Here is a 12,747-nt window from a genome sequence, read left to right as displayed (position 1 = left end):
AATTGGTCTGTTGTTGTTGTTTTTTTTTTTTTCAAGACGAAAAGGGAATACGAGGTTTCTGCCTTGTTCGTGGGCTCGGCGGTCGCACGCTGTGTGGTGACGGGTATCGGTATCGGCACGTCCGCCGGAGTCCTGGCGTCGGACGATGGCGTGACACCGGGCGTAGGCGCGCCGGCCGACCCGGGCACGCCACTGGAGGCGGGTGCGGCACCCGGTCCGGGCGTGGCAGCCGAACCGGGCCGTGCATCGGGGGTGCTGGGCGGGACCGGTGGGGCGGGCGACGGTGCAGCCGCCCCGACGGCTCGGCCGGGGGCGGGCAGGGGTGGTGCCGGCGTGGGCCCGCCGGTCGCACGCTGTGCGACGACGGGGCTCGGAGCGTCCCCCGGAGCCCCGGCACCGGGCCTGGGCGCGGAACCCGGCGTACGCCCGCCACCGGGCGTGGGCGCGGAACCCGGCGTACGCCCGCCACCGGAGGCAGGCAGGGGCCCGCCACCGGAGGCAGGCACGGACCCGGCACCGGACGCCGGCCGCTCGCCACCGGACGTCGGCCCGGCAGCCGAGGTGGGTGTGGCGCCCGGCGTCGGCCCTGCACTTGGCCGCGGTCGGCCGTGGGATGCGCCGGGCTCAGTCGCGGCCGAGGGTGACGGCGAGGCGGGCCGCGGGGTTTCGACAGGGGTGGGGCCGGCCGGTGTCGAGGCGGGCACGCCGGTCGCACGGTGCACGATGGCGGGGTTCGGCCCGCTCCCCGAAGTCCCGGCAGCCACCGGAGCGGGAGCGGAACCCGCAGCCGCAGCCGCAGCCGGAGAGGGACCTGGACCCGGACCTGCCGCCGGACCCGGACCCGGACCCGGAGCCGCGCCGGGCCGTGCCGAGGGGCCGGGAACGACAGTCGGGCCGGGGTGCCGGACGGCGCCCGCGGAACTCGGCCGAGTCGTCGCCGGTTCCGAGGAGGTGGCGGACCGCGGGCTCACCGGCGTACCAGCTCCGCCCCCGCCCTCGGCCCCCGCGACTCCCGCCCGCTGCACCACCGGGACCACCGGGACCACCGGGACCACCGGTGTGACCGGGGCAACCGGTGTCACCGGCTCATGTGTCTCGGACACCGGGCGCGGCGAGGCCGGTGGGACCGGCTCCTTGCCGGGCGCGGGTGCCGTGGGTGCGTCGCCGGTCTCCGTGCCTGCGCCGGTACCGGTGGCGGCCGGGACCGGGGCGGACGGAACGCGTGCCGCGGGCAGTGTGCGCCGCTGTACCGGCGCGGCGGTGGACCTGGTCAGCGGAGCCGGTGTCGCCGCGGGGCGGGGCGGGGCGGGCTGTACGCGGATGCCCCGCGCGGGAGCCGCGGGGGCGGGCGGAGCCGATGGTGCCGGCCTCACGGTCGTGGGCCGTGCGGAAGGCGCCGGGCGCACCGAGGGCGTGGGCCCCGGTGCCGCGCCCGCCACCGGCACCACAGCGGCCGGGCGCTCGAAGACGGCCGGTGCTGACCCCGGTGGGAGTGTCGGCGTCGATGTCAGGTGGTCCAGCAGGCCGCCCGACCGGCCGTCCAGGACCGCGGGGGACGGCGAGCCGGTGAAGGAGGGGTTGCGCCAGGTGGCCAGCCGGCTGCCGAAACCGGCGTCGGCGACTCCCGCCGAGTCCCCGCTCCCCGCCGCCCGCTGCACGGGCGGCAACGTGGACCAGGCGGCGGGACGCGGACGTACCGGCACGGAGTCCGCACCGGCCCCCGACGCCGTATCGGCACCCGGTACATCCGGCCCCGGCCCCGGCGCCGACGCGCCGCCACCCACGGAGTGATCCGCCGGGCGACGGAAGCGGTCCAGGAAGCCCATCGCTCAGCCCTCCGCGCGCGTCACCAGGGACGCGATGCTGTCCGTGTAGCGGCGGCGGTCGTGGTGTTCCAGGTCCAGGATCTCGTCGTGGCCCCAGTGGAAGTGGAAGGCGACGTACGCGATCTCCTCGTGCAGCCGGTCGGTCGCGTACGTCACGATTCCCCCAGGCGGCTCCCGCCGAGTTCGACCTCGAAGGGCTCCGCGCAGTGCGGGCACTCGACGGTCGCGCGGGTATGCCCCTCCGCGTTCACCTGGCGGTAGAAGTCCTGGAGGAACGCCAGGTCGGAGGCGAACATGTTCTCCACGATCCCGTCGTGGACGAGCGGGAGCGTGCCGAGGCGGGTGATGACCCGGCCCAGCAGGACCACCGACAGGTACGCCGGGTTCTCCTGGACACGGATGTCCCGCAGCGGCACGAGTTCGTCCCGCGCGGTCGCCAGCCGCATCACGCCGTCGCGGTGGACGGTGCCCGCCTCGTCGACGTAGCCGCGCGGCAGCTCGAAGGGGAACTCCGTCCGCAGGCGCTGCTGCACGACCGGCGCGGGCGCCGGCGCCGCGGGCGGGAGCGGGGTGCTCTCCTGCTCCCCGCCCGCGGGCGCCGCCGCCCGCAGAACGGAACGTCGCATTACTCGATGACCAGTTCTTCGAACGTGATGGTCACCGTCTCGGTCAGTGCGGCGGCCTCGCCGGCCTTCACCGTGCTGGTGTCGATCTTGCTGCACCAGGCGTTGCGCATGTTGTACCGCTTGACCGGGTTGTTCTGGTAGTCCATCACCATGATCGTGGCGTTCTTGCGGGCGGAGCCCATCACGCCGTTGATCGACTCGGTGATCCACGTGTTGAACGCCGCGGACTGCGTCATACCGCGTACGACCGTGCAGGTCCCGGCCTTCTTCACGCCCGGCAGCTTCTTGGTGACCGGCTTGCCCTGCGCGGAGACCTGCTGGTACTCGATGACGTCCTGTTCCAGGCTGAGGCCGCTGACCTCGGCGAGGTACTCGACCATCACGCCGTCGATCTGGAGCCCGAAATTGTGTGAAGTGAGAGCGTCACCCGGCTGGAGACTCATCTTGCTGTCCTTCTGGGGGAGTTGGCTGCTGACAGGGGGGTGAGGGAGGAGTGGTTACTCCTCCAGCTCCCCGTTGCCGCTGGAGAACTGGGCCAGCCGGAAGATGACGAACTCGGCGGGCTTGACGGGCGCGATGCCGATCTCGCAGATGACGCGGCCGACGTCGACCGACTCCGGCGGGTTGGTCTCCTCGTCGCACTTGACGTAGTACGCGTCCTCGGGCCGGGCCCCGAACAGGGCGCCGCTGCGCCACTCGTTGACCAGGAACGCCGACACGTTGCGCCGGATCCGCGCCCACAGGGCGTGGTCGTTCGGCTCGAAGACCACCCACTGGGTGCCGATCAGGATCGACTCCTCCAGGTAGTTGAAGTACCGGCGGACGTTCAGGTAGCGCCAGGCCGGGTCGGAGGACAGGGTGCGGGCTCCCCAGACGCGGATGCCGCGGCCCGGGAAGGCGCGGATGCAGTTCACGCCGATGGGGTTGAGCAGGTCCTGCTCGCCGCGGGTGATCTGGATCTCCAGGTCCACCGCGCCGCGGACGACCTCGTTGGCCGGGGCCTTGTGGACGCCGCGCTCGGCGTCGTTGCGGGCCCAGACGCCGGCGACGTGGCCGCTCGGCGGGATCAGCCGGGACTGGCCGGACGCCGGGTCGAAGGACTTGATCCACGGGTAGTACAGGGCGGCGTACTTGGAGTCGTAGCCGGCCGTCTCCTGGCGCCAGACGCGGATCTGGCGGGCGTTCAGGCTCGGCGGCGGGTCGATGATCGCGACGCGGTCGCCCATCAGCTCGCAGTGCGCGATCAGGCCGAGCTGGACCGCCTTGACGGCCTCCAGGTCGATCGCGCCGCGCTGGTAGGCGGCCATCAGGTCGGGCACCGCGACCATGGAGATCTCGTCGACGGCCTCCAGGCCGCCGAAGCCGGTGCGGTCGGCGCTGTCGCCGAGGTACTGGGCGGGGCCCGCGGACTGCGGGGCCTGCGTGCCGGTGGCGGCCGGGGCGGCGGGCGGCGTGGCCAGCGTCACCGTCTGGTTGTCGGGGCGGGCCAGCTGCGCCGACGGCGCGGCCTCCGCCACCGTGATGAGCTTCGAGCGCTCCTTGACCTGCGTGACGACGTAGTTGCGGCCGCCCTTCTTCGCGGTCACGTCGAACGTCTCGACCGGCTTCTCGCCGTCCCGCACGACCAGCTTGAAGCGTTCGGCGGGGCCCTCGCCCTCCGGGTCGGCTACCTCCACGGTCAGCGGGCCGCCGGAGACGGCGGCCGCGTTGGCGGTCACCGTGAACGTGCCGAGCTGCGCGGGTTCGCCCGCGGGCAGCGCAGCGGGGGCGGCGGAACCGGTCACGGCGGCCGGGGAGGCGTCACCGGCGGCGCCCCCACGACTGCCGCCGACCCGGACGACGTACGCCGCCGAGCCGCCGTTGTTGAAGAAGCCGTAGACCGAGTGCGCGAGGTAGTAGCCGTCGGTGAAGTCACCGAACGCCGCCACATACTGGGTCCAGTTGGTCACCAGGGTCGGCTCGTTCAGAGGGCCGGACGGGGCGAGGCCCACGAAGGCCGCCACCGAGGTACCCACTCCCTCGATGGGGCGCGAGCCGCTGGCCACCTCCTCGACGTACACGCCGGGCGACAGGTAGGACGGCATGCTGTGCTCTCCTCGGGGTACGCGTCAGGACGTCTCTCACGGTCACGCGCGAAGCGCGTCCGCCGAAACGGCCTCCGGTGCCGAAGTGGGGGCAGGAGGACTGCCCTCACGGGCAACGGCCGGGCCGGTGCGCAGACGCGGGTGCGGAGCCTCGGCCCTTGTCGGCTGACGCCCTGCTTCCGCCCGCTGACCGTCCTCGCCGACCGCGATGCTGCCGAGCCGGCCGAAGCGGCAGCAACGACCCGTTCCCCGGGTACGGCTGTGACGGCGACCTGCGATGGATCCCGGCACCCGCCCGCGAGCGCTGCCACGACCGCGCGGCCAGGTCGAGCGGTACGCGTCCGGTCCGGTCGAGGCGGGCGCCGATCGGCGGATCCGGGCCGGCGATCCACCGGATCCACGGCGTGTCCCCGGCCCCGGATCCGCCGATCGCCTGGCCTGACGGGATTCGCCGGCGGCATGCGGGCAGGGCCGCGGTCGGCCGCGGCTGATTCGGGGGCCCGAGGGCAACTCCCCCGGGCGGCAGGGCACATGGGGCTGCCCCCAGGCCTCTGACCGGCGTCGCAGGGACCCCTTAGCGTGAGGTGGGTGAGCCTGTGGACCTCTCTTGAACCTGCCTCCGCGACCGTCGACCCCGGCGCCGGCACCCGTGTGCGGCTGCGGGTGCGCAACACCGGTGATGTCGTCGACGAGTACCGTTTCGAGCCGGTGGGGAGTGTGGCTCCCTGGACGACGGTGGAGCCGCCGACCCTGCGGCTCTTTCCCGGTACGACGGGGACGGTGGAGCTGACGTTCGCTCCTCCCCGTACGCCGGACGCGACGGCGGGCCCGAATCCGTACGCCGTGCGGATCACGCCGACCGAGCATCCGGACGCGGTGACCGTTGCGGAGGGGAACCTGACGGTCACGCCGTTCACGGAGGTGCGTGCCGAGCTGGTGCCGCCGACCGTGAAGGGACGGTTCCGGGGCCGGCCCCGGCTCGCGATCGACAACCTCGGCAACACCCGCGTCACCGCCTCCCTCAGCGGCGCGGACACCGGCGACCGCCTGTCGTACGACCTCCAGCCGGGCAACGTACAGATCGAGCCCGGCCGGGCCGTCTTCGTCGACGCGACGCTGCGCCCCCGGCAGATCATCTGGTTCGGGTCGAAGGAGGAGCAGCCATACGCTCTGGCCGTACGGCGGTCCGGGGCCCAGGCGCTGGAGATCGACGGGACGTTCGTGCAGCGCGGGTTCCTGCCGCGCTGGCTGGCCACCGCGCTCAGCCTGAGTCTCGCGCTGGCGATCGCGTTCGTCATGATCTGGCTGGCCTACAAGCCCCAGGTCCGCAGCCTCGCCGCGGAGAAGCTGGAGCAGGCCGGGGTCAGCACGCTCCCGCCGCCCAGCCCGAGCGCCCCGGGCAACGTGCGGTCCAGCCCGCCGCCGCCCCCCGAGGAGAAGCCGGCGGAGGAGCCCGCCGCCTCGCCCAGCCCCGAGGCCAGCGGAGGCGACGGCGAGGGCGATGGGGGCGAGGAGGAGAAGCCGAAGGAGCGGACCGCCGCCACGGCCGTACAGGAGCTGGCGGCCCGCAGCGACGGCCGGCACATCTGCTACCGCGCCTACGTCGCCGACCGCGGCTGGCAGGACCCGGTGTGCGACGGCGCCGAGGCGGGCACCGTCGGCAAGGACCTGCCGGTCAAGGCGCTCAACATCGCCGTGGCGGGGACCAAGGGCACGGCGGGCAACGGCGCCCATGTCGTCGAGGAGTGGCTGACGGGCGACAAGTGGTCGTCGGCGGCCGACGGGATCGACATGTACATCGGGTCGACCAAGGAGGCGGTCTCCCCGCTGCAGGGCTTCACCATCAAGGCCACTGACGGCTCGGTGTGCCAGAACGCCTACGTCGCGAACAAGGGCTGGATGGGCCTTGGCTGCACGAAGCCCGGCGACTGGATGTACGGCGGCAGCCCGATGGAGGAGGCGCAGAACCTGGAGGCGATCCGCCTCACCGTGTGACGGGACACGGGGGCGGCGGGAGCCGGGTGGCGGGCCGCGAACGGGGCATGCCGGCTGTCCCGTTCGGGCAGCGGCACTGCCCCTGAGCCTCCTGACGGGCCGCCGCCTCCCGGCTTAGCGTCGACAGGTGACTCTGTGGACTTCCCTGGAACCGGCTTCCGCGACGGTGGACCCTGGTGGCAGCACCCGTGTGCGGCTGCGGGTGCGCAACACCGGTGATGTCGTCGACGAGTACCGTTTCGAGCCGGTGGGGAGTGTGGCTCCCTGGACGACGGTGGAGCCGCCGACCCTGCGGCTCTTTCCCGGTACGACGGGGACGGTGGAGCTGACGTTCGCTCCTCCCCGTACGCCGGACGCGACGGCGGGCCCGAATCCGTACGCCGTGCGGATCACGCCGACCGAGCATCCGGACGCGGTGACCGTTGCGGAGGGGAACCTGACGGTCACGCCGTTCACGGAGGTGCGTGCCGAGCTGGTGCCGCCGACCGTGAAGGGACGGTTCCGGGGCCGGCCCCGGCTCGCGATCGACAACCTCGGCAACACCCGGCTGACGGCGTCCGTCGCGGGGGCCGACACCGGCGACCACCTGTCGTACGACATCCGGCCGGGCAACGTACAGATCGAGCCGGGGCGTGCGGCGTTCGTCGAGGCGACCCTTCGGCCCCGGGAGATCATCTGGTTCGGGTCCAAGGAGCAGCGGCCGTACGCCCTCACCGTGCAGCGGTCGGGTGTGGTGCCGCTGGCGGTGGACGGGACGTTCGTGCAGCGCGGGTTCCTGCCGCGTTGGCTGGCGACCGCGCTGAGCGTGAGCGTCGCGCTGGCGATCGCGTTCGTCATGATCTGGCTGACGTACAAGCCGGCCGTCAGCAGCGGTGCCACCGAGAAACTCGCGGAAGCCGGTTCCACGGCGTTGCCCAGCCCCATCGAGTCGGCGCCGTCCGCGCCGAAGACCGACGCCTCGGCCGCGCCCCTGCCCAGCCCCGAGGCCCCGTCGGCCCCGGAGGAGAAGGAGGACACCGGCGGCTCCGGGTCCACCGGCTCGTCCGGATCGGGCGGCAGCGGCGGCGGCGGTACGACCGGCGGAGGTACGGAGCCCGAGGCCGACCCGAAGCCGGTGCCGGGGCAGCTGATCATCGGGCAGGCCTCCGGCCGGTGTGTCGACGTCACCGGCTCCCAGGACGGCGAGGGCCGCGACGGCACCCCGCTCCAGATCCACGACTGCTCCGGGACCGCCAACCAGAAGTGGGTCTTCAACGGCGACGGCACGGTCCGCTCGCTCGGCATGTGTATGGACGTCGCCTGGGGTTCGCGGGAGGACGGGGCGGTCATCCAGCTGGCCCGGTGCAGCGGCAACCCCGCCCAGCAGTTCGTCATGAGCACCGCCGGCGACCTGGTCAATCCGCAGGCCGACAAGTGTGTCGACGTCAAGGACAACGGCACCGGCAACGAGTCCAAGCTCCAGCTGTGGACCTGCGCGGGGACCCCGAACCAGAAGTGGCGGGTGAAGTAGCCCGCCCCCAGTCCGGTTCGGGCCCTGCCTACCAGCCCGCCCCGCCCGGCACCAGCCGGCCCGCCTTGCGGTACTCGCGGCGGGCGCCCTCCATCAGGTCCCCGTCGCCGACCGGTTCCCCGCGCCCGGCCGCCAGGTAGGCGGCGGTGACGACGGCGCTGCGGATCGAGCCGCCGGCCAGCTCGAAGTCCTTGGCCTGCGGGGACGGGTCGATGCCGGGGGCGCACGGCACGTGGGAGAGGCAGTGCCGCCACAGGGCCACGCGCTGCTCGGCGTCGGGGAACGGGAAGTCGACGACCAGGTCGAGGCGGCGGGTGAAGGCCTCGTCGATGTTGGCGCGCAGGTTGGTGGTGAGCAGGGCGATGCCGTCGAAGGACTCCAGCCGCTGGAGCAGGTAGGCGCTCTCCATGTTGGCGTACCGGTCGTGCGAGTCCTTGACCTCGGACCGCTTGCCGAAGACGGCGTCGGCCTCGTCGAACAGCAGCACGGCGTCGGTGCGGTCGGCCTCGGTGAAGATGCGCTCGAGGTTCTTCTCGGTCTCGCCGACGTACTTGTCGACGATGGAGGAGAGCTGGACGACGTAGAGGTCCAGGCCGAGTTCGGCGGCGACGACCTCTGCGGACAGGGTCTTTCCGGTGCCGGACTCGCCCGCGAACAGGCCGAGGACGCCCCGGCCCCGGCCGCCGCCCGCGCTGAGCCGCCAGTCGCCGAGGACGCGGTCGCGGTGGCGGGCGCGCAGGGCGAGTTCGTGCAGCTGGGTCAGCGGCCGCTCGGGCAGGACGAGGTCCTCCCAGCCGACGTCGGGCCGGATCCGGCGGGCGTGCCGTTCCAGCCCGGATGCCGACTGCTGCCGGGCGGCGAGGCGGACGTGGGCGGCGGTGAGCGGGCCGCCGTCGAAGGCGGCGAGAGCGAGGGCACCGTGGGCGGCCCGCGCGACGCGTTCCCCGCCGAGCCGGTACGGCGCGACGGCGGTCGCCAGGTCGAAGGCGCCGGACTGCGGGCCGAGCGCCGCCGCCCAGGCCGCCGTCCCGCCCGCCTGCCGGCGCGGGGCGTCCAGGACCAGCGGGTCGTGGGCGCTCCAGTGCGGGTCGTAGGGGCGGGGGTCGGTCAGCAGCACGGTCACATCGCTCGCCGCCGTCAACGCGCCGACGAGCGGCGCCGGTTGCTCGGGAAGGCCGGACAGGACGATTGCCCGGCCGCCGAGCCGGGCCTCGCGCAGCAGCTCGGGAACGCGGTCCTCGGGGCCGGTGTAGCGCAGGGCGCCGAGGCCGGCCGAGGCCAGGGCGGCGGCGATGCCGGCCAGCCCGTCGCCCTCGCGGTGTTCGCGGAGATGGACGCTGAGGGGGCCGTGCCGCAGCCGGGCGGCGAGCCGGACGACGAAGCCGGCGTGGTCGGCGTCGTCGGTGGGCAGCACGTCCGGCATGGCCAGGAGGTGGCCGTGCAGGGCGGCGTCCGGGGTGTCGTCACCGAGGAGGTGGGCGAGGAGCCGGTCGGGGACACGCAACGGGCGGGACAGGAAGGGGCGTTCGGGTTCCTCGACGTCCAGCAGGCCGAGCGCGCGCAGGGGTGCGCAGGTGTGGAAGCGGGCGCGTGCCGCCGCGAGGTGGGCGGGCGCCCCGCACAGTTCCAGGGCGAGTCCGACGGTGGCCCGCCGTCGGCTGACGTCGTCGTTGAGATAGCCGTAGAGCGGCTCGAAGCCCCGGTCGAGGTCGGGGGCGAGCGCGATGAGGAGGATCGCGGTGTCGAGGGAGGTGAGGCCGAGCCGGACGGCGAGGAGGCCGAGCGGGTCACCGTCGGCGGGCGCCGGAACCGTGTCCGGGGGCGCGGGAGCGGGCGGCTCGGCCGTCAGCAGGTGCCGTACGGCCTCCTCGGAGAGGTAGAGGCCGCGCAGGGGGTCGTCGGCGCTGGGGTCGCCGGCGGCGCGGTGGTCGACCAGGCCGGCGACCCGCTCGCGCAGCTCGGTCACCCGCGCGAGCAGAGGGGGAGGCGGGGGGATGGCGGTCACGGGCGCTTGCGGGCCTCTCGGGCGGCCGCCACCTGGTGCGGGCGGTGGGCGCGTTCGCCGGACGCGGACGGGTCGCCGTCCAGGCCGTGTACGCGGACGGCCGCGCCCTCGGTGACGGGCGGTCCGGCGTCGTACTCGGGGTACGCCGGGAAGGGCGCGGTCACCACCAGGTCCAGGGACGGCTTGAGTTCGCCTCCGAGTGCGGACCAGATCTCGGCGAGTGACCGTGACTCGGACTGCAGCCCGGCGACGGTCAGCGGCACGGCGAGGCCCAGCGTGCCCAGTGCGCCCGGGAGTTCGTCGGCGGGGAGCAGCTCGCGCGGCAGCAGGGTCGCCAACACGGCCGACAGCAGCCGGTGTTCGTCCTGCGGGGTCCGGGTCCAGGCCGTCACGAGGTAGGACAGCCGGAACCAGCGCGGTGGCTGGCGGCGCCGTACGACGATGTCCCGCTCGTCGCGCACCGCGACCTGGCCGCGCTGCCGCCGGGCCACGTCCTCGCGGATGTCGTACAGGTAGGCGTTGATCGTGGGGGCGTTGCGGCGGGCCGCCCAGTCGCGGGTCGGTGCCTCGAAGGACACGTCGATGTCGGAGCCCGTCAGCGCGCCGCCGCCGAGGAGGCCCTTGAGGACCTCGTCCACCTCGTGGATCACTGTCGTACGCTCCTCGACCGCCGTGCCGGGCGGCTCTCTTCGGCGGTCCCGTCGTCCGGTCCCGAGCCCGCGGGGCCCATCCGGCCGAGTGTGCCGCCGTGGCCGGGCGGGGCGCAGGCGCGCCGGGGTCGGCGGGCGGGCAGAAAGTGCTGCCCGCGTATCCGCCTTCGAGTGCCCGTTCGGTCAGATGTAGCCTTCGCGGAGGGCATATGCCACGGCGTGTGCCCGGTTGCGTAGATGAAGTCGCGTGGTCAGTCCGTGCATGACGTTCTTGACGGTCCGTTCGGAGTAGGACAGCTTGCTGGCGATCTCTCCGGTGTCCAGGCCCTCGGCGACCAGCCTCAGCACGTCCACCTCACGGGGCGCCAGCCCCAGCGAGGGGGCGCCGGGCCGGTTCGCCGCGCCCCGGTGCAGGCTGCCCACCTGGCTGATCAGCCGGCCGAGCAGATCGGCGGGCAGGTCGCCGTCGCCGCGCGCGGCGGCCGTCACCGCCTGCACCAGCCGGTTCGCGGTGGCCTCGCGGCGCCAGACGATCGCGCCGACCCCGCACTCGATCACGTCGAGCAGTTCGTTCTCGCGGATCGTGCCCACGACGAGCACGGCCCGCCCGCCCTCGCTGCGCACGACCCGGCGCAGCCGGGCCAGCGCGGCCTCGTCGAGGGAGTCCTCGATCAGCAGCGCCACCGTGCCGACGCCGGACTCCTCCCGGATCTCGACCTCCGGCCGGGAGCGGAGCTGGCTGACGGCTCCCTCACGGGAGAGCGGATCGCAGGCCTGCACGGAGACGGGCGTACGGCGCGAGACGCCGCCGCTCCCCAGGGCCGTACCGGCATGTGCGGCGCGGGTGACGACGCTGGTGGTGTCGGATGTCCGGGGTGTGTTGAGCAACCGTTTCCCCCTGTTCACGAGCCCGCCATGCGGCGCGGGCCGGTGGCGGGAGGACGTGTTCCACACTTCTGTGACCGCTGGGGCCGGCGCAATCGTGGAGCACCACGAGGCGCACCACGAGACCAGCGGAGCGGCCACCACGAGAAACGCCGAGTACGGACATCGCAGCAGGTCAGAGTGGTTGCAGGGGGTGAGGTGCGGAGTCCGTGGAATCTTCCGCGCCCCGCCGTGAGCATCGCCACAAGGACCGTACGCCCCCGTCGGAACCCACGCGCGGGAAACCCCGTCCAGCCCAGGAGGCAGGCATGACCGGACCGTTGCGGGAACGCGAGGAGGCGCACGAGCTGCTCGCGGCCGAGGCCGAGCGCGCGAGGGCGGGCGGCGGCCGCTTCGTCCTGCTGCGCGGAGCCACCGGGACCGGCCGCTCCGCCCTGCTGGAGGCCGCCGCCGCTCACGCGGCCGGCCGCGGCCTGCGCGTGCTGCGCGCCCGCTGCTCCCCCGAGGACACCGCCGTACCGTTCGCCGCCGTCCTCCATCTCCTCGGCCCCGTACCGGAGTTCGCCGACCTCGCCCCCGGCCTCGACGACCGGGGCAGCGCGGCCCGGCTGTGGCGACTGCTGCGCTCGTACGCCGCCCGGTCCCCCGTACTGGTGGCGGTGGACGACGTCCACCTCGCCGACGAGGCCTCCCGGCGCTGGCTGGTGGAGGCGGCCCGCCGCGTCGACCGATTACCGGTACTGGTGGTGGCCACCGAACGCAGCCAGTACGACATCGACCCCCGGCCCGCGGGCCTGACCCACACCCTCTCCCCGTCCCTGGTCCGCACCCACACCCTCGCCCCGCTCACCGACACCGCCGCGGCCACACTGGTCCGGGACGCCTTCCCCACCGCCCCCGACGACTGGACCGCCGACGTCGTGCACGCCGGCGCGGGCAACCCCCTGCTTCTGCACGCCCTCCTGGACGACCTGCACGGCACCCCGCCCCCGTCGCCCGTACCGGGCACCTGCGCCGCGCTGTACCCCGGCGCCTACCCGGCGGCCGTCTCCTGGTGGCTGGACACCACGGGCCCCACGACGGCGGAGACCGCCCGCACCCTGGCGGCCCTGGAACAGGCCGACGAGGCCCACCGCCACACCCACCCGCGACCCCAGGCCCCGCCC

At 74.0% G+C, this 12,747-nt stretch carries 11 protein-coding genes; 4 read left to right on the top strand and 7 right to left on the bottom strand.

Features of this window, described 5'->3' with window-relative positions; all coding sequences use genetic code 11:
- Positions 1–1,236: 1,236 nt before the first annotated feature.
- Positions 1,237–1,791: a hypothetical protein gene (locus P1P75_RS33645; protein ID WP_319262695.1), complete on the top strand. Its 555-nt coding sequence runs from the start codon at positions 1,237–1,239 to the stop codon at positions 1,789–1,791.
- A 38-nt stretch (positions 1,792–1,829) separates the two neighbouring features.
- Here P1P75_RS33645 and P1P75_RS33640 read toward each other — a convergent pair whose 3' ends face one another.
- Genes P1P75_RS33640 through P1P75_RS33625 form a run of 4 tightly spaced genes read right to left on the bottom strand, consistent with a single transcriptional unit; the run spans position 1,830 to position 4,536 of the window.
- Positions 1,830–1,982, bottom strand: coding sequence for a DUF6760 family protein (locus P1P75_RS33640; protein ID WP_167534914.1), 153 nt, complete (start codon positions 1,980–1,982; stop codon positions 1,830–1,832).
- A complete protein-coding gene (locus tag P1P75_RS33635; protein ID WP_319262693.1) occupies positions 1,979–2,452 on the bottom strand; it encodes a hypothetical protein in 474 nt (157 codons plus the stop codon). The genes P1P75_RS33640 and P1P75_RS33635 overlap by 4 nt, the downstream gene beginning before the upstream one ends.
- Positions 2,452–2,895, bottom strand: coding sequence for a phage tail protein (locus tag P1P75_RS33630; protein WP_073499531.1), 444 nt, complete (start codon positions 2,893–2,895; stop codon positions 2,452–2,454). The genes P1P75_RS33635 and P1P75_RS33630 overlap by 1 nt, the downstream gene beginning before the upstream one ends.
- A 54-nt stretch (positions 2,896–2,949) precedes the next feature.
- On the bottom strand, positions 2,950–4,536 hold the full coding sequence (locus P1P75_RS33625; protein ID WP_319262691.1) for a phage tail sheath subtilisin-like domain-containing protein: 1,587 nt from the start codon (positions 4,534–4,536) through the stop codon (positions 2,950–2,952).
- Between the two features lie 588 nt (positions 4,537–5,124).
- On the opposite strand from P1P75_RS33625, the gene P1P75_RS33620 reads away from it, so the two are divergent.
- On the top strand, positions 5,125–6,531 hold the full coding sequence (locus P1P75_RS33620; protein WP_319262689.1) for a hydrolase: 1,407 nt from the start codon (positions 5,125–5,127) through the stop codon (positions 6,529–6,531).
- Between the two features lie 127 nt (positions 6,532–6,658).
- On the top strand, positions 6,659–8,041 hold the full coding sequence (locus tag P1P75_RS33615) for a ricin-type beta-trefoil lectin domain protein (RefSeq protein ID WP_319262687.1): 1,383 nt from the start codon (positions 6,659–6,661) through the stop codon (positions 8,039–8,041).
- Between the two features lie 28 nt (positions 8,042–8,069).
- Here the strand turns inward: P1P75_RS33615 and P1P75_RS33610 are convergent, their stop codons facing one another.
- The 3 genes from P1P75_RS33610 to P1P75_RS33600 form a co-directional block, all read right to left on the bottom strand.
- Positions 8,070–10,046 carry an ATP-binding protein gene (locus tag P1P75_RS33610; protein ID WP_319262685.1) on the bottom strand — a complete coding sequence of 659 codons (1,977 nt, stop codon included), beginning with the start codon at positions 10,044–10,046 and terminating at the stop codon, positions 8,070–8,072.
- Positions 10,043–10,696, bottom strand: coding sequence for a DUF4255 domain-containing protein (locus P1P75_RS33605; protein WP_319262683.1), 654 nt, complete (start codon positions 10,694–10,696; stop codon positions 10,043–10,045). Before P1P75_RS33605 ends, P1P75_RS33610 begins: the two co-directional genes overlap by 4 nt.
- A 183-nt stretch (positions 10,697–10,879) precedes the next feature.
- Complete coding sequence (locus P1P75_RS33600) at positions 10,880–11,584, bottom strand: response regulator transcription factor (RefSeq protein ID WP_319262681.1); 705 nt, start codon at positions 11,582–11,584, stop codon at positions 10,880–10,882.
- Positions 11,585–11,889: 305 nt separating this feature from the next.
- Between P1P75_RS33600 and P1P75_RS33595 the strand changes: the two genes are divergently transcribed.
- Positions 11,890–12,747, top strand: an 858-nt coding sequence (locus P1P75_RS33595; protein WP_319262679.1) for an AAA family ATPase, incomplete at its 3' end; no start/stop codon positions are given.

Source organism: Streptomyces sp. ID05-39B, from assembly GCF_033794725.1.
In the GTDB taxonomy this organism is placed as follows: Bacteria; Actinomycetota; Actinomycetes; order Streptomycetales; family Streptomycetaceae; genus Streptomyces; species Streptomyces bobili.
Note: the sequence above shows the minus strand (reverse complement) of the source record. Positions and strands in the feature narration are given on the sequence as shown.

Excerpts from the sequence above, each read along its gene's own strand:
- P1P75_RS33635 (WP_319262693.1), bottom strand. The coding sequence starts at position 2,452 with ATGCGACGTTCCGTTCTGCGGGCGGCGGCGCCCGCGGGCGGGGAGCAG.
- P1P75_RS33625 (WP_319262691.1), bottom strand. The coding sequence starts at position 4,536 with ATGCCGTCCTACCTGTCGCCCGGCGTGTACGTCGAGGAGGTGGCCAGC.
- P1P75_RS33630 (WP_073499531.1), bottom strand. The coding sequence starts at position 2,895 with ATGAGTCTCCAGCCGGGTGACGCTCTCACTTCACACAATTTCGGGCTC.